Annotated in this window: 21 protein-coding genes; 6 read left to right on the top strand and 15 right to left on the bottom strand. The window is 46.0% G+C overall.

All coding sequences use genetic code 11. The features are described 5' to 3' along the window. Positions 1-133: 133 nt before the first annotated feature. From N8M93_RS10330 to N8M93_RS10315, 4 genes are all read right to left on the bottom strand, one after another. The gene (locus N8M93_RS10330) at positions 134-1,108 is read right to left on the bottom strand and encodes an MBL fold metallo-hydrolase (protein ID WP_261131593.1); all 975 of its coding nucleotides are present in this window, start codon (positions 1,106-1,108) and stop codon (positions 134-136) included. Between the two features lie 670 nt (positions 1,109-1,778). After that, positions 1,779-3,464 (bottom strand): alpha-amylase family glycosyl hydrolase, encoded by a 1,686-nt coding sequence (locus N8M93_RS10325; protein WP_261131591.1) that lies wholly within the window; start codon positions 3,462-3,464, stop codon positions 1,779-1,781. A gap of 13 nt (positions 3,465-3,477) precedes the next feature. Further along, a complete protein-coding gene (locus N8M93_RS10320) occupies positions 3,478-6,132 on the bottom strand; it encodes a glycoside hydrolase family 38 C-terminal domain-containing protein (RefSeq protein WP_261131589.1) in 2,655 nt (884 codons plus the stop codon). A gap of 238 nt (positions 6,133-6,370) precedes the next feature. Beyond that, positions 6,371-8,338 carry a fructose-specific PTS transporter subunit EIIC gene (locus tag N8M93_RS10315; protein ID WP_261131587.1) on the bottom strand — a complete coding sequence of 656 codons (1,968 nt, stop codon included), beginning with the start codon at positions 8,336-8,338 and terminating at the stop codon, positions 6,371-6,373. A 181-nt stretch (positions 8,339-8,519) separates the two neighbouring features. Between N8M93_RS10315 and N8M93_RS10310 the strand changes: the two genes are divergently transcribed. Further along, entirely contained in the window at positions 8,520-9,284 is a 765-nt protein-coding gene (locus tag N8M93_RS10310; protein WP_261131585.1) for a MurR/RpiR family transcriptional regulator, read from the top strand. A gap of 205 nt (positions 9,285-9,489) precedes the next feature. On the opposite strand, the gene N8M93_RS10305 is transcribed toward N8M93_RS10310, so the two are convergent. The 5 genes from N8M93_RS10305 to N8M93_RS10285 all read right to left on the bottom strand — a co-directional run bounded on the left by N8M93_RS10305 (position 9,490) and on the right by N8M93_RS10285 (position 13,197). Next, the gene (locus tag N8M93_RS10305) at positions 9,490-9,846 is read right to left on the bottom strand and encodes an STAS/SEC14 domain-containing protein (RefSeq protein ID WP_261131583.1); all 357 of its coding nucleotides are present in this window, start codon (positions 9,844-9,846) and stop codon (positions 9,490-9,492) included. 30 nt (positions 9,847-9,876) lie between these two features. Then, positions 9,877-10,260 carry a YndM family protein gene (locus N8M93_RS10300; protein ID WP_261131581.1) on the bottom strand — a complete coding sequence of 128 codons (384 nt, stop codon included), beginning with the start codon at positions 10,258-10,260 and terminating at the stop codon, positions 9,877-9,879. Between the two features lie 136 nt (positions 10,261-10,396). Then, a complete protein-coding gene (locus tag N8M93_RS10295; RefSeq protein WP_261131580.1) occupies positions 10,397-11,908 on the bottom strand; it encodes an FAD-dependent oxidoreductase in 1,512 nt (503 codons plus the stop codon). Then, the gene (locus tag N8M93_RS10290; RefSeq protein ID WP_261131577.1) at positions 11,905-13,023 is read right to left on the bottom strand and encodes a M14 family metallopeptidase; all 1,119 of its coding nucleotides are present in this window, start codon (positions 13,021-13,023) and stop codon (positions 11,905-11,907) included. Before N8M93_RS10290 ends, N8M93_RS10295 begins: the two co-directional genes overlap by 4 nt. Positions 13,024-13,059: 36 nt before the next feature. Next, positions 13,060-13,197: a hypothetical protein gene (locus N8M93_RS10285; RefSeq protein WP_261131575.1), complete on the bottom strand. Its 138-nt coding sequence runs from the start codon at positions 13,195-13,197 to the stop codon at positions 13,060-13,062. Positions 13,198-13,415: 218 nt separating this feature from the next. On the opposite strand from N8M93_RS10285, the gene N8M93_RS10280 reads away from it, so the two are divergent. From N8M93_RS10280 to N8M93_RS10260, 5 genes are all read left to right on the top strand, one after another. Beyond that, the gene (locus tag N8M93_RS10280; protein ID WP_261131574.1) at positions 13,416-14,153 is read left to right on the top strand and encodes a YqjF family protein; all 738 of its coding nucleotides are present in this window, start codon (positions 13,416-13,418) and stop codon (positions 14,151-14,153) included. A gap of 103 nt (positions 14,154-14,256) precedes the next feature. Continuing rightward, entirely contained in the window at positions 14,257-15,276 is a 1,020-nt protein-coding gene (gene coxB, locus N8M93_RS10275; RefSeq protein ID WP_261131984.1) for a cytochrome c oxidase subunit II, read from the top strand. Between the two features lie 74 nt (positions 15,277-15,350). Next, on the top strand, positions 15,351-17,231 hold the full coding sequence (locus tag N8M93_RS10270; protein ID WP_261131982.1) for a cytochrome c oxidase subunit I: 1,881 nt from the start codon (positions 15,351-15,353) through the stop codon (positions 17,229-17,231). Continuing rightward, positions 17,224-17,835: a cytochrome c oxidase subunit 3 gene (locus N8M93_RS10265; RefSeq protein ID WP_261131572.1), complete on the top strand. Its 612-nt coding sequence runs from the start codon at positions 17,224-17,226 to the stop codon at positions 17,833-17,835. Before N8M93_RS10270 ends, N8M93_RS10265 begins: the two co-directional genes overlap by 8 nt. Beyond that, a complete protein-coding gene (locus tag N8M93_RS10260) occupies positions 17,832-18,101 on the top strand; it encodes a cytochrome C oxidase subunit IV family protein (RefSeq protein WP_261131570.1) in 270 nt (89 codons plus the stop codon). Before N8M93_RS10265 ends, N8M93_RS10260 begins: the two co-directional genes overlap by 4 nt. Before the next feature lie 123 nt (positions 18,102-18,224). Here N8M93_RS10260 and N8M93_RS10255 read toward each other — a convergent pair whose 3' ends face one another. The 6 genes from N8M93_RS10255 to N8M93_RS10230 all read right to left on the bottom strand — a co-directional run bounded on the left by N8M93_RS10255 (position 18,225) and on the right by N8M93_RS10230 (position 24,005). After that, entirely contained in the window at positions 18,225-19,097 is an 873-nt protein-coding gene (locus N8M93_RS10255; protein WP_314728276.1) for an ROK family protein, read from the bottom strand. Between the two features lie 77 nt (positions 19,098-19,174). After that, entirely contained in the window at positions 19,175-20,260 is a 1,086-nt protein-coding gene (locus tag N8M93_RS10250; protein WP_261131568.1) for an aldose 1-epimerase family protein, read from the bottom strand. A 3-nt stretch (positions 20,261-20,263) separates the two neighbouring features. Continuing rightward, positions 20,264-20,809 (bottom strand): D-lyxose/D-mannose family sugar isomerase, encoded by a 546-nt coding sequence (locus N8M93_RS10245; RefSeq protein ID WP_261131566.1) that lies wholly within the window; start codon positions 20,807-20,809, stop codon positions 20,264-20,266. Between the two features lies 1 nt (position 20,810). After that, entirely contained in the window at positions 20,811-21,995 is a 1,185-nt protein-coding gene (locus N8M93_RS10240; protein ID WP_261131978.1) for a carbohydrate kinase family protein, read from the bottom strand. Further along, the gene (locus N8M93_RS10235) at positions 21,992-23,167 is read right to left on the bottom strand and encodes a Gfo/Idh/MocA family protein (RefSeq protein WP_261131564.1); all 1,176 of its coding nucleotides are present in this window, start codon (positions 23,165-23,167) and stop codon (positions 21,992-21,994) included. The genes N8M93_RS10240 and N8M93_RS10235 overlap by 4 nt, the downstream gene beginning before the upstream one ends. Then, complete coding sequence (locus N8M93_RS10230; protein WP_261131562.1) at positions 23,148-24,005, bottom strand: class I fructose-bisphosphate aldolase; 858 nt, start codon at positions 24,003-24,005, stop codon at positions 23,148-23,150. Before N8M93_RS10230 ends, N8M93_RS10235 begins: the two co-directional genes overlap by 20 nt. Between the last annotated feature and the right edge of the window lie 7 nt (positions 24,006-24,012).

The following is a 24,012-nucleotide window of genomic DNA, read 5'->3' as shown; positions in this document are numbered from 1 at the left end:
CGATAAAGGCAGTGATTGAAAATCCCTATTCCCACGTAAAAAAACAGAAGGTTTTTAATCCTTCTGTTTTCATATTTTTTTGAACTACGTATATTAGGTTTTTAAGTTCATTCTCACGTTTTAAAGATATTAATCAAGCCTCTTTGTAATGCCAGACTCCATCTTTCGTTTCTTTCGTCACCTTCTCATGAGCTTCAAGATAATCCAGATGCCCGATGACTTCTGACATGACGAGGGAGAATTGGCTTACGTACTTGCTGCGGTACATCGTTTGGCCGAGTTCGCTCGCTGTCTCGACTCCATTTTTCACATGGTCCAGCACCTTGTCCGCTTTTCTTTTTATTCCGTCCAGCCTGATTTCGATCAGATCTTTTGGGTTCTCGATCAGTTCCCCGTGACCGGGAAAAACAACCTGAATGTTGAATTCGCGTAATTCCTTCAAAGACTTTTCCAGTTCCAGCACTGTCTTTATGCGATTCCCTTCACGGTCTGGCTCGACAAGGGCGTTACTAGAAATGTGATCAATCAAGAGATCTCCGCCAAACAGCCATTCCCGCTCCCGATCCAGGAAAACCATATGGTCAGGTGAATGTCCTGGAGTCGGAATCGGCTCCAGCCCAGCAATCGTCTCATTCCCAATAGGCGTCAACTCAGCTTGGATCCTCTTTTTTCCATGATTCTCAAAGGCATCATCTAACTTTTGGATTTGTTTCTCTCCAGCCTCGCCGCATCCCATCTCCTTATATAAACGCGCAAAAAACTCAATCCTCATGCGGAAAAAGTCTTTGTCTCTTTTTAAACGATGAATAGCCTTTTCAGGAACATACACCGGAATATTCCGCTCAGCCACGATACGATCGACCAACCCGATATGGTCCTCATGATTATGCGTGATGATGATCCGGTCCAAATCCTCAAAGGAAAAATCCTTGCAACGGATGGATTCGTGGAAAGCTTCCCAGCATTTCCCGGTATTGATTCCTGCGTCAATCAGCGACAGGCTTCCCTCTTCTTCTACCAGGTAAAAATTGAATGAGCCTAGATCTGAACTGGTCGGCACCATGATCGGGTGCACGGTCCGGCCGTTATCTTGGATTTCTTCTGCCATTATGTACACATCCTTAAAGAAGTCCGTAAAAAAATAGTTCTATAATAACAGTAGCATACAACGCAAAAACTCTCATAATATTTGTTTGAGTTGCAAAATTGTAATATACTGGAATAAGTCTTCGTTAAAATTTCAACTCTTTTAAACCTCAATTATTGTTCTCCATAGTTTCTTCACTTTATTCTGCTTCATGGCAATACCTTCGATTTTTCTTAAAAACCGAGATATGTATTAATCCTCAAAGCTGGTATTCAGTTCGTTTACATTCTCCTGTCCGAAGTTGGACCAGGTGTGATAGCTTCATGAGGTGACTAAAATGGGAAACAGCCGATTTGGTATGCTCATGAACGCTTCATGAAGTGATAAATTAAGAAACAGCCGATTTGGTGTGCTCATGAACGCTTCATGAAGTGATCAAAACGGGAAACAGCCGATTTGGTATGCTCATAAACACTTCATGAAGTGATCAAAATAAGAAACAGCCGATTTGGTATGCTCATGAACGCTTCATGGGGTGATCAAAATAAGAAACAGCCGATTTGGTATGCTCATGAATGCTTCATGAAGTGATCAAAACAGCTACCAAGGGATTTGGGAAGCTTATGTTGTCCGAATTTGACCCAGATTCACATTAAAAACAGCCACCCCTCAAGGGTAGCTGTCTCTAAATTTATTCTTTTATCCACACGAATTCATAAGCTCCTAGCTTCAGGCTTCCGTCAACTGTTTCTCCGCTCAACAGATCGGTTCCGCGAACGCCTGCATCAAGAGTCGTTTCCTCATTGTTCAGGTTCACGACAAAATAGACGCTGTCACCATCACCCGTACGTTTCAGTGCGAATACTTCCTCGCCAAGATCCAGAACTTCCTGCTCTGCATACGGCGAGAAGGCTTTTTCCTTTTTCCGCACCTGGATCATTTCAGACATCTTGTTAAAAATCTGCGAGCGTCGTGGACTTGTCTCGAGCTCGTCCTTCAGCTGGTTGACTTCAAGTTTTTCTCGGTTGATTCGGCGATTGATGCCCGAAGCTTCAAGACCTTCATAGTCATTTCGGGATCCGAACAGCGAGTGGTAGTAGATTGCCGGGACACCGATCACCGAAAGCAGGATCGAGTGTGCAGCAAGCGTCTTCTGGATCTGCTGTTCTTCAGACACGTCTTCGTCTTTGTTCACGAGCGCATCCGCATAATTGATGTTCAGCTCATAGACCGACTGGGTGCCGTCCGGATTGGACTTGTAAGAAACCTTCCCGCCGTTCTCAACAACCTTGTCAACGAGCATCTGTTTCTCATCTTCACTTAAAATGCCTTCCGTCGGACGCATACCGATGCCGTCGTGACTCGCCAGGAAGTTGAAGTACGTCGCTTTGTCAGACACCTTCCCGATCGTTTTCGCCCACTCCGTCAACGTTTTTCCGTTGTGCGTCGTCAAGGCATGAAGCACAAGCGGCGGCAGTGAAAACTGATAAACCATGTTCGCTTCGTTCTTGCCGTCACCGAAATAACTGATGTTCTCCTTATGCGGCACATTCGTCTCAGTGATGATCTGCGTGTTCGGCTTGAAATACTCCAGAATCAAGTTCCACATCTGGATGATTGCGTGTGTTTGTGGCAAATGGATACAGGAAGTACCCGACTCCTTCCAGAGGAACCCGATCGCGTCGAGCCGAATGCTTGTCCCGCCCCTATGCGCATACATCAAAAGGATATCCGTCAAGTCGACGAGAACTGGAAAGTGCGCCACATTCACATCAACCTGGTCTTTACTGAACGTCGTCCACGCCGTTTTCGTCCCGTTTTTCCCTTCGTACTCATGGAAAAGCGGTGACGTCCGCGGTCGCACGACTTGCGAAGCGTCGAAATCTGGATCGTGCGGCACAAAATACTCCTTGTAGTTCGGATCCTCCTGCAGATATCCCTGGAACCAGCGGCTTGATTGCGAAATGTGGTTCGCGACGAAATCGAACATCAATCGGAAGTCCTTTGACATCCCTTCGATTTCAGACCAGTCTCCCAGCTTCGGGTTGATTTCACGGTAATCGGTCACAGAAAAACCGTCATCAGACGTGTACGGGAACATCGGGAGCAGATGGACATCGCTGATGATGCCTTTCGCCTTTTCTTTTAAAAACCCATGGAGCGTCTCGAGTGTCGGCTTTCCTTCTTCATAAATGCTGTCGCCGTACGTGATCAGATAGACTGTCTCTTCCGATGGCTTTTCAGCTTCTGGCCAGTCCTGTCCTTCCCACTTTTTCAAAAGTGATTCGATCTGTTCGACATATTCTGGTTTGTAATCCGAGCCGTAGATGAAACGGATTTTCTCTTCTAACTGCTGTAAAAGCTCTTCCCTGTTCATCGTCTCGTCCTTTCTATTCCGCTTTTAGTTTTACCGTCGTATAGCCTTTCGCTGGTACTTCGAATGAGCCTTCGATTGTTGTTGCTTCTGTTTCATGCAAGTTTACGAGTACTTGTTTTGCGAATTGATCCGTCTCGATCGATGCTTTTTGTACTTCTTCTGTCGGATTGAATAGGCGTACGATCATACCGTCCTTATCATGTGCCTGCTTGACCGTGCTTACGAACACTTGATCATTCTCGATTTTAAAAAGAGAGAACTGATCGTCAAGCTGATCGATCGGATACGGGATCTCGAACCGCTCCAACCGCTCCTCGAATGTGTTCAGCGTTTGCTTCTGGTATGTCGCTTCATGCTTTTTAAATTTCTCCGTCGCCTGGAATAAACGTACTGGATTCATCGCTTCATTTGTAAAATTGATGCTGTATTCGAATGTGAGTTTTTGCTGTAATTGCGCATCCGGTGTTTTGACGACTTTGTTGTTGATCCCTGACGCACGGCCTGGACGCCATAACAGGTTGTCGCGTCCGAGCAATCCGACGCTCCGGAACAACGTGAGCGCGATTTCACCAGTTTCCGGGAGCACTTCGTATTCCTTCAACCCTTTTGTGACCAATGCCAGCGTCTGCTCATGATCAGAAACTGCTGCGAAATTTTCAAGCGGGTAGATCGGGACAGGTGCTTCTACAAAGCCTTCTTCACGCCAGTTTTCAAAGTAAGGATTCTCAGTGCTGCGCTTCAACACACTGAATGCCTGATCCGCGTAAGAATGCTGTACGTTCGTGAATGGCGTGTTCACTTTCACACGGACGCGGTGGTCGCAAATGTCATTGTCGATTTCGTGCTCGACACGGAGGAACGCTTCCCCTACGCGGAGTTCAAGGCATGTCAAGATTTCGAGCGTCTTCGTGTTCTTTTTGGCTTCACGTTCTTCAAGCGTGCCTGGTACACTCGCTTTATGCTTCACCGTCATCGTTTGCACGCGATTTCCATGTTCGACTGAAACGAGCTCAGCCTCTTTGATAATGATTTCCTGATCCCCTTTTAACGGTGAAAAATCATAAGAATCTCCTGCATCGGCTACATTTTCGAACGTAAGAAGCTGCTCGATCGTTTCCCCTGACTCGAAGTTCGTCAGGTTGAGCTTGCCGTCCTCAAAAGTAACTTGCAGATTGTCATTTGAAATGGTTGACGAATCGATTTCAGCCACGCGATTCACTTTTTCCGCTCCATCTTCAGTGACGAACGTCGCATAGCCCATCGCTGGAACGCCGTCCGCTACCAAATGGATTTCAGAACGGTAGTATCCTGGGATCTCGACCTCTTTGTCCCCTTCAGCCGTGACGACAACCTTTTTTCCGCCGCTCATATACGTCTGGTCGGTCACCTCGAAATCGACAGCTTCTCCATCCAATTTTTCAACCGCAAAATCAGGAGAATCCGTGAAAATGACCGCTTCCATCACACCTTTGTGTACGTAAGGCTTCGTGTTGAACGTGACGAGAAGATCGTCTCGCCCAGCCTTCTTGCTGATCGCTTCGGTCAGCTGCTTTTTAATGATGTTGATAAGGCCCTCTGTCATCCGGTCCACTTTTTCAAGACGGACGACGATGTCATGGTTCGTGTCATCTGAGTTACAGCCGCCGATGCTGTCGTGCGCATGCACATCAAACAGCTCTTTCCACATCTGATCAAGCCAGTTTTGCGGATACTTCAAGCCAAGCGTCTGTCCGATCACCGCAAGCGGCTCGAGCACATAAAGGATCTTGTTTTCGACGATTTCATTCAGCTGCTTGATGTCATAACGCTGCGAACGGATCGTGTTGTGGATCCGCGACTTTTGCGAAGCGAGCAATTCACCTTCGATCACATTCGAAAAAGTCTCTTCAGACCACGTCTCTTCCATGAACGTTTCATAGTCGGAAAGCACGTACTCATGCTTCTCGTCTTTTTCATTCAGCTTTTTGATCGTTTCTGGAAAATGACTGCGGACAAAGACCTGGTCGCCACCGGATGGCAGCAACAAGTTGTCCGTGCTGTTGTTCAGTTCCGTAAGCTTCTCGAGCATCGGCCCTAATTTTTCCTCGTAAAATTCACCCTCTGCGGATAGGAACTTCCCAGGACCGTAGCCAAGATACATGTAGTTCGTCTTGACCGTCTCGCCATCCGGGGACTTCCAGACAAAGTTCAAATCGCCGTTGATCTCGTCGTTATAGATTCCGCGCTGAAGGATGCTGTACTCCATGCCGAACCCTTTGAAAATAGATGGTAGGTAGGCGTTCTGCCCGAAGATATCAGGCAGGTAGCCGACCTCCATGCTGTGTCCCATCTGTTCCGCAATCCGAGTTCCATAGAGCAGATTTCGGATGATGGATTCTTTGTTCACGAGCAGCGAATCAGTCTGCGTGTACCACGGACCGACAAAAATCCGCTTCGATTTGATGTGGTTTTTCAGACGGTCGTGATCCTCAGGTCGAACCTTCAAATACTCTTCTACCAATGAAGATTGCGCGTCGAACACATACCCTGTGAAGTCCTCGTCATTTTCAAGGACAGTCATCAATGCATCGAGGTTTTCGACGAGTAAAAGGTTCGAATCTTCTATTGTAAAGTACCATTCGCGATCCCAATGCGAATGCGGGACCACGTAGACACGTTTCTGTTTCATAAAAAGAATGCCTCCAATGTCATGTCAGTCGTTCTAGCTGTTTGGATCTGTTCACTTTTTGGGATATTCTGTTCAGTTTCACAGAAATTCTGTTCAGTTCTCGGGAGAACCTGTTCACCTCCCGAGTTAATCTGTTCACTTCCGGGAAGAATCTGTTCAATTCCCGAGATATTCTGTTCACTTTTCAAGTCAATTTGTGCACTTGCAGCAATAATCTGTTCACTCTCAAAATCCCAACTTATGCACGTCGTTCTTCACGTTTGATCAGTGCGAATCGGATGAAGATGTTCGCAAATGCGATGAATCCGACACCGACGGCAAGCCCGATCAAGTATGCCCAGATGTTTTCCACGAGCGGCCAGCCCCAGAATGCAGGCAGTGGCAGCCATTGGACCGCACCTAGCGCTACAGCCGTAACAGATCCGAGAATCGCACCGATGATGTTGATCGGAATGACGAGCAATGGATTACGAAGCATGAACGGAATCGCACCTTCACTGATCGCGATGAATCCGAGCAACACTGACGTATTCCCTGTTACACGTAAGTTGGCATCGAACACACGCCGGCCGACGACGTATTTATCGATGATAGTCGCGACACCAAGACCAATCGGAGGAATGACGATTGACAATACACGGGCTGTCAATGGGTAGATCTGATCCGCCGCAAGACCAATGTTGATTGCCCCAGCTGCTTTGTTGATCGGTCCACCAAGGTCAAAGGCTGTTGCTGATGCAATGATCGTCGCCAACACGAGTTCACCCGAGCCTTGTGCAGACTCGATCGCGTTACTCAAGACGACATTCAATCCGCCGAATACCGGATCGACAATGTAAAAGTTCAAGAAGAAGATTGCTAATACACTGACTGCCGGGATGATGAGCATCGGCTTCATCGGTAAGAAGTTCTTCGGCAGTTTGATTTTTTTGTTCAAGAATTTCGCGATATAACCAGCTGTCAGACCAAGGATCAATGCACCGAAGAATCCAGAAGCGACCTGGTCTTCAAGCCCCCAGTACTTGAAGTGGATTCCAGCTGCGAACGCACCACCGACAAAACCAGGGACGATTCCTGTTCGGTCAGCAAGTGAATAAGCTACAAACGCCGCGAACACAGGGTACATGAACTGGAAGATCAAGAATCCGAATTTATCTAAATGGTGTAAAATGACGAAAAGTTCGTTCGAGTGCGTCGCGAATTCAGGATTCGGCAGGTCGTTCACCAGGCCGAACGGCATCGAGCCAAGCTTCGCGATTCCCATCATCAAACCGGCTGCAACGATGACCGGGATCATGTAGGAAATACCCGTCAAGATCGCCTGTCCCATCTCAGCAAGGACACCAGTCTTCTTTTTATTAGGAGATGTTCCGTTTTCTTGGACATCATCACCGACGACTTTTCCATCAGGCTTGTTCAATGCACGTTGCAGAATTTCTTTTGCGTGTTTTAAAGGTTCTGCCACACGTGTTTGTACATAAGGCATGCCCTGGAATCGATGCTTGTCTTTCGGTGAAATATCTGTTGCGAACACGACCGCATCCGCCCCATCGATCACTTCAGCAGACAGTTCATCCTCAATTCCATTCGCTCCTTGTTTTTCCGTCAAAACGCGAATTCCGAGTTCACGGCCCGCTTTTTCAAGAGCTTCTGCAGACATGTATGTGTGGGCGATACCCGCTGCACAAGCCGTGATCGCGACCACAGTTTTGTCCGCTGGCGCTTCAGGAGCTTCTTCTGCAGGCTCGTCCACCTGGTCAAGCGCTTTCAAAAAGCTTTCAGGCGTTTTCGCCGCAAGCAGCCGGCTGTAATAGGCATCGTCCATTACGCGTGTGCTAAGTACAGATAAAAGGTTCAAATGTGTAGATCCAGCTTCACCTGATGGGATTGCCAGTAAAAACACGAGCTCAACTTCGTTGTCAGGATTGACGCTTTCCCACGTCGACAGCTTGTTTTTCAAGCGTGCCACCGCAAATCCAGCTTTTTTAACACCAGCTGATTTACCGTGCGGGATCGCCAGTCCTTTTTCAAAACCGGTCGGCGAAATTTCTTCGCGTTCCATGACGGCCTTCAAATATTCTTCCTTCGAATGAAGGTAACCGTTTTCATCTAATGCATTAACGAGGTTCTCAATGACTTCTTGCTTCGAGTTCCATTCGACATCGAAGAACAAAAGGCGTTCATCCGTCATTTGTTTCAGTTCCATCGTTATCACTCCGCTTCATGTGTATTTTGAATAGTATCGATAATAACGCTTACAATTATGTTGTATCATAGGTTTGTCGAATTTTGTTGTACATCCCTTGTACATTTGTACAGAATAAAAGATAATGAGGTGAGACGGAGTTAGTTCGAACAGCAAATCATTGTGAAGAGGAGCAAAAATGATGGGCGTAATCGTGGACCACTTTTCGCAGGCACTACCCTCTCTGACACATTCGGAAAAGCATGTGCTCTACTACATCGAAAACAATTTCGAAACGGCTAAAAACCAGTCGCTCACCCAGATGGCCGAAGCGATCAATGTCAGTACGACGACGATCGTGCGGATGTGCCACAAACTTGGACTGGCTGGTTTTTCCGAGCTTAAATATACATTGAAAACGTTCGACCTGGAGGATGAGCTTCCGGAAAGCACACCTGCCATCGATCGCTATATCAGTGGTCTCAACACGACATTGCAGCACCTTGGTGCGGAGCATTTTTACAAGGTGAGCGAGATGATGACGGATGCGAATCGCGTGGTGATCGTCGGGGTCGGTTTGTCGAAAATGATGGGGGAATATTTCAGCAAGCTGCTCATGCAGGTGAACAAGCCGACGTTTTACACGTATGAGTCGCACATCATCGACCTGTTGCCGAACATGATTGAGGAATGTGACCTCGTCGTGTTCATTTCGTCGAGCGGGGAAACGAAAACACTCGTCGATATTGCGGAAAAATTGAAATTTGCGAACCATAGGACGCTTGCGATTACCAACGCAGCAGACTCCACACTCGCCAAACTAACGAGCTATTCATTGAGCGGTACGGTAAAACGCGTGCAATACGCGGGGTATGATCTGACGGCTCGCTCCACACTGCTCGTGATCATCGATATCCTGTTCGAGTTTTTCTTGAAAGAAGGGGTCGAAGGGGAAGACTTGAAGTAATCCGGCGGATCTGGGGTGTAATCCGGCCACTTTGAAGCAAAATCCGGCGGGTTTGAGGTGTAATCCGGCCACTTCGAGACATAATCCGGCGGAATTGAACCGTAATCCGGCCGATTTCGAGTGGAATCCGGCCAAAGGTTACATTTTACACTTTTTCAAACAAGGAAAACTCCGAGAGGTACCTCTCGGAGTCTATTTGTCTTTATCAGTGTTTAATCCACTTCCACGCTTTTTCCTCTTCATTCTTATCAAAGTGTTTCGAGGTGATGCCAGGCAAGTGATCACCTAATTTCGTGAACTTCTCAATGGAAGATTTCTCACTGACAACCGCAAACTTGTTGAACTGATCCCACCGCTTCGTATCAAACTTCATCCCTTCGACGAGACCTTTGAACGTCGTACCATCCAACTCATCGAAGATTGCCATGACATTGAAATCTTCATCGTTCCCGAAATTCGCCTCTACATACTGTTCAAGCTTATTCGCATCCTCTTCCCTGGCTTTCCCGTGGACTTCTAAAGCAACCGTATTCGGATCTTGACTCGGAAGGATTTCAAACATTCTTAACAACCTCCTTTTTCAGACAAAACCTTAATGGGTGTGCTGTGCTTTCAAGTGTTTCGTTGCACCCAATTCTTTTCGCAGTATATAAAAATGGAAGAAATGTTCACCTAGCGCAATGACGGATGCGGTAATTGCCGCTGCCACAGCCATCGTACCTGCTTGTAATCCTGTCAGGACAATGCCCACCAACCAGATCACAATGAATGTGAGTCCTATATCTGTCATTGTTGCTTTCATGTTCGTGAATTTCGGCAGGATGACGAGATCTCCGAGGATATAGGAAACGCCTCCAAGAACGACAGTCAGTATCACCACGTTCATGATGGAGATGCCGAACCCTAATCCAAGGATCAGATACAAGAGCGGAAGTGTCATGCCTGCTTTGATCGCGAGTGCTTTTACATGGTCCATGGTTTCAGCCTCCTTATAAAAAGGTTTGTTCATCCTTGACCATTTCGTTTACACTCATCGCCGATCCATAGATTCACTCCTTATTATTCTATCTTTATAGTGAATGTTCCCGGGAGACAGAACTTGAAACGTTTTATCAGGATAGCTTTTCCAACGGTTTAGTAGCGGGACCTTCGATTACTTTGCCGTCGGTATTGAACCGCGAACCATGACATGGACAATCCCACGACTTCTCACCGTTATTCCAATTCAGTTCGCATCCCATATGGGTACAGGTCGTGTCGACAAGGGTGGTTTTACCTGCCGAATTCTTAAAGCAACCCGCTCGTTTCCCATTCACTTTGACGACAGCACCTTCATCATGCTCCAGTTCATCAATCTCTTTCGTTCTACGGTCAATCTTTCCTTTCACGAATTCTTTAGCCACATCAGCATTTTCAACAGTAAAATTTTTCACATCAGACTTGGCGTTGAACCGGGAAGGCTTAAAGAGCTCTGCATATGGATTTTCCTTTTCACTAATCAAGTCACTGAGCACCTGGGCAGCAACCGTTCCGAGGGTCATGCCCCATTTTGTAAAACCAGTTGCAACATGGATGTTCGGATTTTTCTCCGTAATCGGCCCGATATAAGGGACCTTATCGAGGGTGGTCATATCCTGGGCAGACCAACGATGGGGGATTTCAGTAACGCCGAAATGTTCATCGGCAAATGCTCGTAAGTTTTCATAACAGGCTAACGTATCCTCGATTTGCCCACTCGTATGACTTTCACCACCGACGAGAAGTACTTTTTCTCCAGAAGGATCAACTGCATTTCGAATCGAGCGTTTCGGCTGGTCCGCATTCAGGTACATCCCCTCTGGAATTTTCGTATCGGTTTTAACCGCAAGTGAATAGGAACGTTCGACATGAAGCCGGGCGAAATACACCCCTTCGAAATCTTTAAAAGGAAAATGCGAAGCGATCACAACATGATCAGAAGTGAGCGAGTGGTCGTTTTCTGCAATAACTTCAGGCTTCTGCCCCTTCTTGATATCAACAGCTCGTGTGTTTTCGTAAATCCTCACATTTTTCTCTTTCAAATACCCTACTAATGCAGCCAGGTACTTGACCGGATGGAACTGCGCTTGATCCTTCATTTTAATAGCTGAAGAGATCTTAAAAGGAAGATCGACGTCATCGGACAATCCTCCATCAATTCCAAGTTTTTCGTAGGCCTCCGCTTCCTTTTCAATCTTTTTCTTCGATTGCTCGGACTCCCCGTACACAAACGCGTCCTGATAGCTGAAATCACAATCGATTTCATGCTTTTTTCGAATATCATCAATCATATTCAGCGCACTTCGATTGGCTTCATAATAGAGCTTTGCCTTTTCTTCTCCAATCGTCTCAATAAGATCGTCATAAACGAGACCGTGCTGTGCTGAGATTTTAGCAGTCGTATAGCCTGTTGCACCTGAAATAATCTGCCCGGCATCCAACAACACAACGTCGTACCCCTGATTTACCAGTAAATAAGCTGTCGTAATCCCAGTGATGCCAGCGCCGATCACCGTCATTTCCGTTTTCAAACCTTCCTCAAGTGACGGAAAGGACTCAATTTGGAAGTCCCTCCACATGGACTGCGATGCGCCAGGCAACCTCATTTTAAAATCCCTTCTTGTCCGAGGATGTTCTCAATTCCTCGTCTGCCTTCTTTTATGACCGATTCACGCCATTCTTGTTCCTTTGGATAGAACATATTCTGGGTTTCAGCTAGAACCCATTGACGGTCTTCTTCTTTCTCAGCACCGTTCCAATACAACTGATTTTCTAAAATGATCGTCGTGAACTCGCGCAGTTCCGCTTCTTTATCGTCCCCGAACGTCCCGAATTCGAAAAGCGCCGAGAAGAGATGTGTGTCCGGGAATTCCTCTTTTTTCAGTTCGTTGAAATGGTTCGTCGTATCGCCTTTTACGTCTTCCGGAGAGAATTTCTTGATGTTTTCCAGCTTGTAAAAGGACTTCAATTCTTCCTCACTACGGGAGTCAACTTCTGAATTCACCATCGTGATTTCATTCGTCGGACCAAGTGCGGTGTGCCAATCCATGTGGATGACGCGATCATAATCGGATAAAAGTTTCTTCTGCAGTTTTTTCAAATAAGCCGTGGACGGTTCTTCCGATTTACCGCCAAAATAGACGCCCTTTTCGAACTGGAACTGCCCCATGCTTTTTGCACTTTTGATCCCATTGTATCCTTCATTCATCGTACCCTCACTCAACTGGGCATACAGTTCCTGCTTCTCTTTTTCAATATCTGTGATCTTTCCATTCGGTAGGAAAATCTCACTTTCTTTTGCGTAGTTCTCATTCACATCTTTCGGAACGTCCCCGTACACACAGTTCCGGTTCATATCGACATTATTCTCTGTGACACGGCGGAAATTCCGCATTCCCCATGGGTTCACGGCGTGGACGAAACAGATCCCCGTAGTCTCAGGGTCCACCCGGTCGAGATACTCCTCAATGAAAAGATGGATCATCCCAGCACCCGCGTATCCTTCGATTCCATGCACTCCCGTCGTGAAAAAGAGGACCTGGTCATTTGATTTCCGCGCGTCGGAATGGATCATATCGATTGTATTGTCTTTTTCTTCTCCTATCGCTTCAGTTAATAATTCCGCTTCCGGCCACTTCTCCCGGATTTTATCTAGATGTCCCCGGAACACTTCACGGGACTCTTCGTACGTTTTTTTAAAATAAATTTCAGTTTCTCTCATATCCTCCGCTCCTGCCTTATTAAAATGTTTATCCAATTACTCTAAGTCATCCGGGTTCTTTTCACTGTCTTTATTTTTCTTATCATCTTCTACTTCTCGTTGAGGTTCGATATCACGGTCGCGATCTTGTTCTTTCTTTTTTTGCTCTTTCGAATCTTTATTTTTATCAACCACGTTCATCACCTCTTCCATGTCTGTATGTACATACTAATTCCTACGTTTGGACCCGGTTAAACTTCCATTTTATATAGCCGTGGGGTTTAACATGATTGACACATGGTTACACCAATCAATAGTGGATAAAGAAAATTTGGTAATGTCAGGCCTTAGTGTAGGCTGAGCCACAGTTACACTTATATTTAAATGTAAAAAAATGAAAAGGCAGGATGGACATGGCTGATTTTGCAAAGGAACTACTCGAAAAAACAAGTCACCGGACGGCACCGTTCCCCAATCATCAATGGAGATTGTCTCAACGCTGGGACCATTTGCTGTTCATGCATTTCCCTGTATCAACGGAAATGCTTAGAGTACATGTTCCGTCATCCCTAGAGCTGGATACATTCGAAGGGCAGGCATGGATCGGCATCATTCCTTTTGCTGTAAAGGATATGAGGATACGCGGCCTACCGAAAATCCCCTTCTATCATTCTTATCTGGAGTTGAATGTTCGGACTTATGTTACCTATAAGGGAGTGCCAGGGGTCTATTTTTTCAGCCTGGATGCCAACCACCTCCCTGTCGTTTTTGGGACAAGGATCCTGTCTCTACCTTACTTCAGAGCCGGGATGTCCATGGGTATGGAGGATGAAGTCATTAATTACTCTAGTTCGAGGAAAGGAAAAACAACGGGCATTTTTACAGGCAGCTATCGCCCTATCTCCGAACCTTTCACACCAGAGGGAGGAAGCTTGACGTATTGGTTTCTTGAACGGTATCTTTTATGGACTGAAAATGGGAAGAAATTATTAAGAGGCGACATCCACCATGAAAGATGGATGGTTACTGAGGCAGAAACCCGCATCAATAAGATGATGTTCCCTCCGTTCAAGCTGGACACACCGATGTATGCACACTATGCTGCATCCCAGCGGGCGTTAATGTGGCCTTTGGTACCTGAGAAAATCTAACTAGTTATCCCTCATCTCTGAATCTCTCGTTTATCAGCGCAGCTTACTGGGAAGTGGGTCAATATATGTGCTTTTGGATGGGAGGCCATGACCAGTGAAAAGTATGAGCAAATTCGGCGTCACGTTTTTCCTTCTCTTTTTGACAGGTTGTTCCCCGGCAAAATGGGATGTGCTCAACCCTAAATCTTCTACCGCAGAAAGCCAACTTTCCCTGATCCAGCTCAGTATTGCATTAATGTCCATCGTCTTGATCACCGTCACCGTCTTATTTACTGTCTTTCTAGTAAAATACCGGAAACGACCTGGCTGGGAGAAGGAAACACAAAACCAGAAACCAGGGGATAAGAGACTTGAAATCACGTGGACTCTCATCCCGATTTTAATTTTAACCATTTTAGCGATTCCGACTGTACTGGATACATATGAACTTGATAGGGAATCGAAAGCCAGTGACGGGGCGCTCGTCGTCAAGGTGACCGCTCATCAATTCTGGTGGGAATTCGAATATCCCGAAGAAGGAGTTACCACTTCAGAAACCCTCCATGTGCCTGTTGATAAAAAAGTGATCATCGAGTTGACTTCGGAGGATACGATCCACTCGTTCTGGGTGCCCCAATTGGGCGGCAAACAGGACGCCAATCCAGGAAAGAAAGATAGACTTTCCTTCGTGCCGAATGAAACCGGCCTCTATAGAGGTTCGTGCGCCGAACTCTGCGGACCTGGCCATGCGTATATGCGGTTCCATGTAAAAGTAGAAACAGAGTCCGAGTTCAACTCCTGGATCGAAGGGATGAAACAGCCGAAGCAAGCTGGTTTGACAGATTCAGAGAAAAATGGGCAAGAGATCTTCAAAGGTCAATGCCTCAGCTGTCACGGAACACAAGGGTTGGACCCTAAAGTCAGCGGATCGCCTGCCCCTCATCTCGGTGACTTCGCCTCACAAGACCGGATTGCCAATGTGCTGCCGAACAACCGGGAAAATCTGAAAAAATGGCTCAATAATCCACAAAAGGTGAAACCAGGGGCTAAAATGCCTTCCTTCAAAAAGGACTTTACGGAAGAGGAAAAAGACGACTTGATCAATTACTTGATGTCTTTGAAGGTAAAGGAAGGTGAAAAATGATGAGCTTTTACTTCTTCGGTGAAAAGATCCGACTGGTGTCCGATATCATTGCAGGTTATCTATCGATCATCCTGATGGGGATCGCAGCGGTCGTTTTACTGACCTATTACAAAAAATGGGGCATGTTGTGGAGTTACATGAAAACGACCCACCATAGCAAGGTAGGGATCCTTTATCTTTCAGCGGGCTTCGCCTTTTTTCTACGTGCCGGCCTTGATGCGTTGATCATCAGAGCACAGTTGGCCCTCCCTCAAAATGAATTCTGGGTCTTCCAGGGCGATAAATATAATCAGATGATGACCACCCATGGAACGACGATGATCTTTTTCGTTGCGATGCCGCTTCTGATCGGATTGATGAACGTTGCCGTCCCTCTCCAGATCGGTGCGCGGGATCTTGCATTTCCATTCTTGAATGCATTGAGTTTCTGGCTGTTCCTGGCTGGCGGGGCTTTGATCAATATCAGTTTCGTACTCGGTGGTTCACCGACTGCCGGATGGACGTCGTATGCCCCTCTAGCGTTGGATGAATTCACACCAGCGACCGGCAATGATTACTACAGTCTTGGCCTTCAAGTCTCTGGAATCGGAACGCTTTTGACAGCGATCAATTTTCTCGTCACGATCATCAACAAACGGGCACCAGGCATGAAATTGATGCGGATGCCGATGTTCACCTGGGCGACACTGGTGACCTCCATCCTCATCCTGTTCGCGTTTCCAGCGTTGACCGTCGCATTGCTCTTGATGATGTTCGACCGGTTATATGGGACGAGCCTGCTGGCAGCGGATGCAGGGAACTCATTGATCTGGCAGCACCTGTTCTGGATCTTCGGTCACCCTGAAGTGTATATTTTGATCCTTCCGGCATTCGGGATCTTTTCAGATGTGATCACGACATTCGCGAAAAAACGATTGTTCGGTTACAGCTCGATGGTCATTGCACTGGTATTGATCGGTTTTCTCGGCTTCATGGTTTGGATCCACCATATGTTTACGGTGGGGCTAGGACCTACATCGAACGCGATTTTTGCGATTTCGACCATGTCAATCGCCGTACCGACTGGGATAAAGATCTTCAACTGGCTGTTCACGATAAGAGGAGGCGTCCTTACGTTCAATACGCCGATGCTGTTCTCACTCGGTTTCATCCCGTCCTTCGTCATCGGCGGAATCACCGGAGTCATGCTGGCGACTGTGCCTGCAGATTACCAGTATCATGACAGTTATTTCGTGGTCGGCCATTTCCATTATGTGATCGTCGGGGGAACGGTGCTTGGTATATTTGCCGGTGTGTACTATTGGTGGCCGAAACTGTTCGGCTTCATGCTGAACGATGTGCTTGGAAAATGGCATTTCTGGACATTCCTGATCGGATTCCATCTGACGTTTTTCCCGATGCACATCATGGGGCTGAAAGGTATGCCTCGACGGGTGTTCACCTACCTTCCTGAAGATGGGCTGACAGGTTTGAACCTGACCAGTACAGCTGGTGCCTTCTTGATGGGCGGCAGCATGATGCTCTTTTTATGGAACATCTACCAAAGCTATCGTCACAGCCCCAGAGGAGTCGGCAACGACCCGTGGGAAGATGGACGGACGATCGAGTGGGCGATCCCTTCCCCGCCACCTGAGTATAATTTCGCTCGTCTTCCTAAAGTGCATGGCAGTGATGCATGGTGGCAGGCGAAAAAATACATGGGCGGCCGGCTGGAGGCAGCGGAAGACTTCTCCTCTATCCCGATGCCACTTGATAGCGCAAAACCGATGTTGATCGGACTGTTCATGTTGATCGGTTCATTCGGTGTCATCGTTGAGGTGTGGTATTTCCAGTTGATCGGACTTCTTGGCACCATCGGCTTGATGATACTGCATTCTTTTCAGGATACGGGACGGAAAATGGTGACCCCGGATAAACATCCTGATGAAAAGATTGGGGGAGAGGAAAATGACTGAGGAAAAGGTCGTCTTTTCTAAAGAATTCAGTGAGGAAGAGGCTGCGGATAAAGTCCTTGGACTCTGGTTCTTCATCGGCGCGGAAATCGTTCTTTTCGGTTGCCTGTTCGGTGTCTATCTTACGCTGAACCACCACACGATCCCCGGTGAATCCCCCGAGGAATTATTCGAGCTGAAGCAAACGATCCTTGCGACATTCCTTCTGCTGTCGAGTAGTTTCACCTGTGCCCAATCGCTTTTAGGAGCAAAAAATAACCAGTATAAAAAAAGCTTCTTCTTCTTGATTACGACGTTCATTTTCGGTCTGGCATTCTTAGGATTGGAAGCCCACGAATTTTATAAATATTTGAAAGAAGGACATACATTCACCTCAAGTCCGTTCATGTCTTCCTTCTATATATTGGTGGGAACGCATGGCACTCATGTTCTGGCAGGGTGCGCCTGGATGATCCTTCTCCTCATTCATCTGAAAAAAGAAAAGATCACTTCTTATACGAAGGCAAAATTGGAAGCATTCAGCCTGTATTTGCATTTCGTTGATGTCGTTTGGATTTTCATCTTCACCGTCGTTTACTTGATTGGAAAGGCAGGGATCCTCCAATGAAACTGTCTCTGAACATACGTCAATGGATCGGTTTCATTCTAATGCTGACATTCAGCGGAATCGCCTTTTATATCGTGATGACAATGGGGACCATCCCCCTCTGGTTGCTCATCACTTTGTTGATTTTAGCAGTAATACAGGCCGTCATCCAACTTATCTTGTTCATGGAAATTCAACAAGGCAGAAAAGGATTCAAGTGGGTTGCCATCAGCAGTGGTCTTCTTATTGCCGGATTAGCCATTCTTTATTTGATGATGCTTGAATAGAATTCAAAAAGGACTCAGCCGAATGTGCGCTGAGCCTTTTATCGTGATTTTTTCCGAATCTGTCGCGATTTTTTGAAATCTTGTCGCGATAAAAGTGATTTATGTCGTGATTCACTGAACGGGCTATATTGCAGCCTTTTTCGCCAGCGCGATCCCGCCGCACAGTCCAGCATGATCTCCTAGTCCTGGCGGCACGATGTACCCGTCGATTTTATCGAGGATGTTTTCGTGCTGGATGTAGCCGTTCAACAGCTTCACCACTTGCTCCCGGACCAGCGGGAAGATATGCTTTTGTTTCATGACACCGCCGCCAAGGATCAGCCGTTTAGGTGACAACACCAGGATATAGTTCACCAATGCCTGTGCGATATAAAACGCTTCTAGCTCCCACACGTCTGCTCGCTCAGCCAATTCGATTCCTTTCTGACCCCAGCGAGCTTCGATTGCGGGACCAGCCGCCAACCCTTCAAGGCAATCTCCGTGAAACGGACAGCCGCCTTCATAAGCATCTTCTTCATGACGACGAACCCGGATGTGCCCCATTTCTGGATGCAGCATTCCGTGAACGATCCGCCCTTCCGAAATAGCACCAACTCCGATTCCCGTTCCCACCGTCATGTAGAGACAGCTATCAAGCCCTTGCGCAGCTCCCCACTCCATTTCACCTAGTGCAGCTGCATTCACATCGGTATCGAATCCGATCGGCATATCAAAATGTTTTTTCATTTCACCGACAAGATCAGCGTTGTTCCAGTGCTTTTTCGGCGTTGTTGTAATGAACCCGTATGTAGGACTTTCAGGATTCAGATCGACTGGACCGAATGAACCGATACCTAAAGCTTCAATCTCTTTCCCTTTGAAAAATTCAACCACCTGACTCAGCGTCTCTTCGGGCGTCGTTGTCGGAATCGTGATTTCTTCAAGAATTTCTCCGTTTTTATTCCCGATTCCACACACGAACTTTGTACCGCCTGCTTCAATCGAACCGTAAATCATCAAACCTGCCCCTTCCCAATCATTTATTTATAAAATTAAAAGTTTCTCTAATAAAAAAAAGTGACCAAAACTGTTTGTCAGCTTTGGCTATTATTATCAACTAAATTTTCATTAACTTCAAACTCAAGTTGGTATGTTCTTTTTTCACCGGGTTCCAAATAGACTAACGTTTCATTTTCTTGTTCAGCCTCTTGACCTTCTACAAGACAATTGGAAGGTTCGATCCCCAATACGTGCATCTTCTCGCCAGGCATTTTCCACTCAATCAAATTAGGTAATGTATCTGTACACCATTTTAGTGTAACAGAGAGGGGGGTTGAGTGATTAAATGGAGTCGGAAAATGAGGATTGAAAATAGTTACCTGGCTCCAGTTATGCCGACCTTCCATTGACTTGATATCTCGATGATAATATACTTTTTCCTGAATATTGGCTTCAGGGTTCTGCCAATTGTCATAATCCGTTTGAGATACATCTTTATCTATTGATTCGACTTTCTTAGAAGGAAAGTGGACCATAGTATCTTCATCCATCAATGGAAATCCAAAGTTAAAATGATATAAGATCATATGAGGAGCCGACTGAAACCCTATATTTTCAACCTCATCCTTTAAAGAGAATCTGTTTTCTCCCAATTTAAAATGGATTTCCCTCTTTAATCTGAGGTTGGGTACAAACATCCCGGTTTCTTCAACATCTCCCTTTAAAATCATCCGATATTCATCATTTTCCCAATAACCCTCTGCAGAAATAAGTTTTGCAGGAGTGTGATGAGCACGACCATGCAGCCCGAGCTTCGTATTCTCATCACTGACAGCCCTTGAAGGGGTACCGACTTGAGAAAGACCGCACGTCATCAGCAACCCGCCTGATGCACTGCGTAACCAGCCTTTCCCGACAGGATTGAAAAAAAAGGGATGACAATCACCGTTAGGAGACTGCCAGGAAAGCGGGACACCACCGTATTCAGCTAAAGATATATCAAACCCTTTGGTAGGTGTGACATAAGCAGTCAATCCGCTTCCGGTCCGTACCTGGATCTGCTCGACGCCTTTTTCTCTTCCATCTAATAATTCAATTCCCTTCAAACCCCCGATTTGTTCAATCCTGCCTACACGCGCTTCAATCTCCTGTCTTGTCCAAGAACGGCCATATAATTTCATAGCCTACTCAATCACTTCTGGAATCCTTGAAATTCGTGGGTCAGTAAAAATATCGGATTCATCCCGACTTCTACTTGAAAACTCAGATACGACCGCTCCATCCACATCTGCTTGAAACCAATGAAGTGTATTAGGTTCAATGGTGTACTGCTCTCCCGGATTGAGTTCGATTTCATGGAAAACAGTATAAGTTCCTTCACTGTCCTTCGGAATGCTCGCCTGTATCTTATCACTCGAAGGTCCCTCTACATATAGCCATACTTTCCCCCAACGGCAACGGAAGGTTTCTTGTTTACCTTCGTCATCCTCTATGGAAGGATGTTTGTGCTCTGGACATGTTTGCTTTGGAAGTAGTATCAGGTCCTTTGCGCAATAACGATCCGTATTGATGTACGTAATCAGCTGCAATCCTGTTTGTTTGAGCTCGTCAAGGCCAAAGTCCGCAACTTCAATATTCCTTTTTTCCTCGTCTGTCAAAATAATGCCAGCTTTCGATAAAAACTCAACAGTCTTTTCTTGTACCTCACATTGTTCTTGTTTGGTTATCAATTTAAGATTCCCCCATCCGATTAAGATTTTTCGGTCCAATCCATATCTTCTCAGTTGTGTTAGATATCCAATTACTCAAGTTAAGTTTGATGGGCTTTGTTCGCCAATTCCTTTCGATTCTCTGAAGGACCTTTTCCATAGAAGGGATCGAGCTTGTTGCATCGATTCCTTCTACATTACATGCCCCTACCCCTACAGCTAGACGCACCGTTTTTTCGAGCGAAAAGGATTGGACCATACCACCTAAGAAACCTGCGATCGTGCAATCTCCAGCACCAGTGGTCCCGACTTCTTTTACTTCAAAGCAAGGAACCAACAGCTCTCTTCCTAACCAATTAGCAAAATCCTCTCCCAAACCTTTTCCAACCTGCTTCAACCTTTCTATACTTTCCGTTGTCCGTATATAAAGGCCGTTGTCACCGAGTTTCAATCCCACTATAGCTGCTCCCATTCCCAGGAGATTATCCCCTACCCTGGTTAGATGTTCTGGTTCTATACACTGTAAACCCTTTTGCTGCAGTTCACTAAATAAAGGTCGATCAAGCATATACAGGATTTCTTCTATGTTCGGCATGAATACATCCACCATTGGTAAACATTTGGTTAAGATTGCTTTCCAGGAAGCCTGTCCCGCTTCAGAATCTGGATCAGGGTAAGCCATATCCAAGGAAACAGTAATATCCTTCTTTTTTAATTCGCTTAAAATACGAAAAAGTTCTTCCCCGTTGTTTTGGTACATTTTTTTCATTAATGGAGGATACCCGAAATGGAATACCTTCGTTTCCTTCAACGCATCGTAATCGATATCCACCATTGAAAAAGTATCGTTCACCCCGGCACAATGTAGAAACGTACGGTCGATCCCTGGTTGACTCAGAACAATTGTGTAGGAAGTCTGGTCGTTGGATGCGACTATCATTTTCTGAACAGCTTCTAATCCTTCCCCCCTCAATTGTTTCATTAAGATCTGGCCGAAATGATCGTTCCCGACTTTGCCCATCAATAGTGCAGGAACACCCAGTTTATTGAGGGCAATACCTGTGTTGGCAACTGCACCTCCAGTAGAAAACGAAACAGGGCCAGCTTCAATCAGCTTTCCTGGCTCCAAAGGTGTCCGACCTTCCATTACTGGCAATAGATCCAGACAAATATGACCAGCGACCGCTACAGTTGGGGATGGATTCATCCTATCCACGAGGTTTCCCTCTGCTGGGTTAAGGTTACGGTTTCACCAGTTTGTTGAGACCGTAAAGCAGCTGTGAATATCTGATGACTTAAACCAATTTCGGTTGGTGAAGCGCACGTAAAAGATTGAGCCATCCTGTCCCGGTTTGCGATTTCATCTACAAAAGCTGCCCACATCTGTAAGATCGAATCCGAAAAGCCGAATTCAAAAATCGGACCTGTGATCGATTCGTAGGCAGATTGATACGGTACGTCCATCGTCTGCCAGCTTTGATTACCACTAGGATGATACTCCATATAATGGATTTGCTTTGGATGTTTTGTCGAGTATTCACATGAAAAGTCGGTACCATGAATATTGAGATACCAGGAATTCGCGTGTCCTGGAGCGATGCGCTTCATATTCAAGAGCATAGGAAAAGAGTTCGTCCCCTTTTCTACCTCACATAAAAGCGTTGCATTGTCCCATGTTTCACAATCTTCCATAAAACCATCTTCATTCGGACGCTTTGTCACGATGTTCGATAAAATAGCCCTTACGTTTTTCGGTATCCAACCGAACCTGAGGGGCATGTGAAGGACATGTAATCCTAAATCACCCATACACCCATATTCTCCGTTGAACTCGATCTTACGCTTCCAATTGATTTTTTTATTCGGATCTAAATCGCTGCTATGTAAAAATCCAGCTTCTACATTCAGGATTTTTCCGAATTTATCCTCCTGGATCCATTTTGAAAGGAGCTGTACCCCTGGAAAAAAAGGGAACTCCGAGGAACCTCGGACGACGACATCAGGATGTCTCTCGATTACGTCCAAAATCTTTTGATTAGCCTTCAAATCGATTCCAAACGGTTTTTCACCCAATAAATGTTTTTTGGAATTGATGATGTCCATATAGAACTGTTCATGAAGATGATGCGGTACTGCACAATAAATTGCTTCAATTTCTGGATCCGTTAATAATTCATGATAATCATCGGTAACTAATTTCAGGGAAGGAATATTTTCTTCGAACCAGCTTGTCGCATTGCTGTTTGTATCACAAACACCGATTATTTGAGGTGAGAAATCCAAATTCAGAAGATGGCACCATCGATTGACAGCACTTGCAAATTCCCTTCCCATCAATCCGCAGCCGATCACACCGAACTTAATGATGCGTTTTCTCATAAGTACCCTCCTCTAAAAGACGCATGGCTGTGTTCACATCCTTGTTTCCATGGACAATCGCCATGAAAGCCCTGGTTATTGCTTTCGGGTTCTCGTGCTGGATGACATTTCTGCCATACACGATACCTGAGGATCCCTGTTGGATAAGGGCATAGGTCCTTTCCAATATTTCTTTCTCGCTAGCTTTTCCGCCTCCACGAGGTAACACCGGTTTTCCCGAAGCCGCTTCGACCACTTTATGGTACATTTCTAAATCATCACAAGGGTCTGCTTTGATGATGTCCGCACCTAATTCGACTGCTTGACGTACAAGTGGGACGATTTTTTGGATATCCCCATCGACCATATATCCACCTTTCTCGTTATTAGGAAGCATAACCAAAGGTTCGACCATCAGAGGCAGCCCGTATCTCTCACAAGATGGTTTAAGCCGATTGATATTTTCGATACAACTGGCATGTAATTCAGGTTGACCCGGTATCAGGAATAGATTGACTACGATACAGGCAGCGTCCAGCTTGACCGCCTGTTCCACGGCTTGATCAACCAACTTCGAAAATAAATAAGAAGGCAATTCTTCACCATACACATTTGCTACATCTGGCCTGACGACAAGTGAAGGTTTTTGTTTCCCAGGTATCTCTTGAAGGAGTATAGCTTGCCCTAAACTTAGCTGTATGGCATCCGGGTTCGCTTCCACTACTGTCTTAATCGCTTTCTTCATGTTTTCGATACCCGATAGGAAGCTCCATTCATTAAAGAAACCATGATCAATCGCAACATTGAAACATCGGCCATCTTCTCCAAACAATCGATTCATCCGTGGCATTACACTCATTTCATTC

The organism is Bacillus sp. Marseille-Q3570, from assembly GCF_946151055.1.
In the GTDB taxonomy this organism is placed as follows: domain Bacteria; phylum Bacillota; class Bacilli; order Bacillales; family Fictibacillaceae; genus Pseudalkalibacillus.
Note: the sequence above shows the minus strand (reverse complement) of the source record. Positions and strands in the feature narration are given on the sequence as shown.

Bases quoted from the DNA above. Each gene is read 5' to 3' on its own strand.
- N8M93_RS10330 (WP_261131593.1), bottom strand. From the start codon at position 1,108: ATGGCAGAAGAAATCCAAGATAACGGCCGGACCGTGCACCCGATCATG.
- N8M93_RS10325 (WP_261131591.1), bottom strand. From the start codon at position 3,464: ATGAACAGGGAAGAGCTTTTACAGCAGTTAGAAGAGAAAATCCGTTTC.
- N8M93_RS10320 (WP_261131589.1), bottom strand. From the start codon at position 6,132: ATGAAACAGAAACGTGTCTACGTGGTCCCGCATTCGCATTGGGATCGC.
- N8M93_RS10315 (WP_261131587.1), bottom strand. From the start codon at position 8,338: ATGGAACTGAAACAAATGACGGATGAACGCCTTTTGTTCTTCGATGTC.
- N8M93_RS10310 (WP_261131585.1), top strand. From the start codon at position 8,520: ATGGGCGTAATCGTGGACCACTTTTCGCAGGCACTACCCTCTCTGACA.
- N8M93_RS10305 (WP_261131583.1), bottom strand. From the start codon at position 9,846: ATGTTTGAAATCCTTCCGAGTCAAGATCCGAATACGGTTGCTTTAGAA.
- N8M93_RS10300 (WP_261131581.1), bottom strand. From the start codon at position 10,260: ATGGACCATGTAAAAGCACTCGCGATCAAAGCAGGCATGACACTTCCG.
- N8M93_RS10295 (WP_261131580.1), bottom strand. From the start codon at position 11,908: ATGAGGTTGCCTGGCGCATCGCAGTCCATGTGGAGGGACTTCCAAATT.
- N8M93_RS10290 (WP_261131577.1), bottom strand. From the start codon at position 13,023: ATGAGAGAAACTGAAATTTATTTTAAAAAAACGTACGAAGAGTCCCGT.
- N8M93_RS10280 (WP_261131574.1), top strand. From the start codon at position 13,416: ATGGCTGATTTTGCAAAGGAACTACTCGAAAAAACAAGTCACCGGACG.
- coxB (WP_261131984.1), top strand. From the start codon at position 14,257: ATGAGCAAATTCGGCGTCACGTTTTTCCTTCTCTTTTTGACAGGTTGT.
- N8M93_RS10270 (WP_261131982.1), top strand. From the start codon at position 15,351: ATGGGGATCGCAGCGGTCGTTTTACTGACCTATTACAAAAAATGGGGC.
- N8M93_RS10265 (WP_261131572.1), top strand. From the start codon at position 17,224: ATGACTGAGGAAAAGGTCGTCTTTTCTAAAGAATTCAGTGAGGAAGAG.
- N8M93_RS10260 (WP_261131570.1), top strand. From the start codon at position 17,832: ATGAAACTGTCTCTGAACATACGTCAATGGATCGGTTTCATTCTAATG.
- N8M93_RS10255 (WP_314728276.1), bottom strand. From the start codon at position 19,097: ATGATTTACGGTTCGATTGAAGCAGGCGGTACAAAGTTCGTGTGTGGA.
- N8M93_RS10250 (WP_261131568.1), bottom strand. From the start codon at position 20,260: ATGAAATTATATGGCCGTTCTTGGACAAGACAGGAGATTGAAGCGCGT.
- N8M93_RS10240 (WP_261131978.1), bottom strand. From the start codon at position 21,995: ATGAATCCATCCCCAACTGTAGCGGTCGCTGGTCATATTTGTCTGGAT.
- N8M93_RS10235 (WP_261131564.1), bottom strand. From the start codon at position 23,167: ATGAGAAAACGCATCATTAAGTTCGGTGTGATCGGCTGCGGATTGATG.
- N8M93_RS10230 (WP_261131562.1), bottom strand. From the start codon at position 24,005: ATGAGTGTAATGCCACGGATGAATCGATTGTTTGGAGAAGATGGCCGA.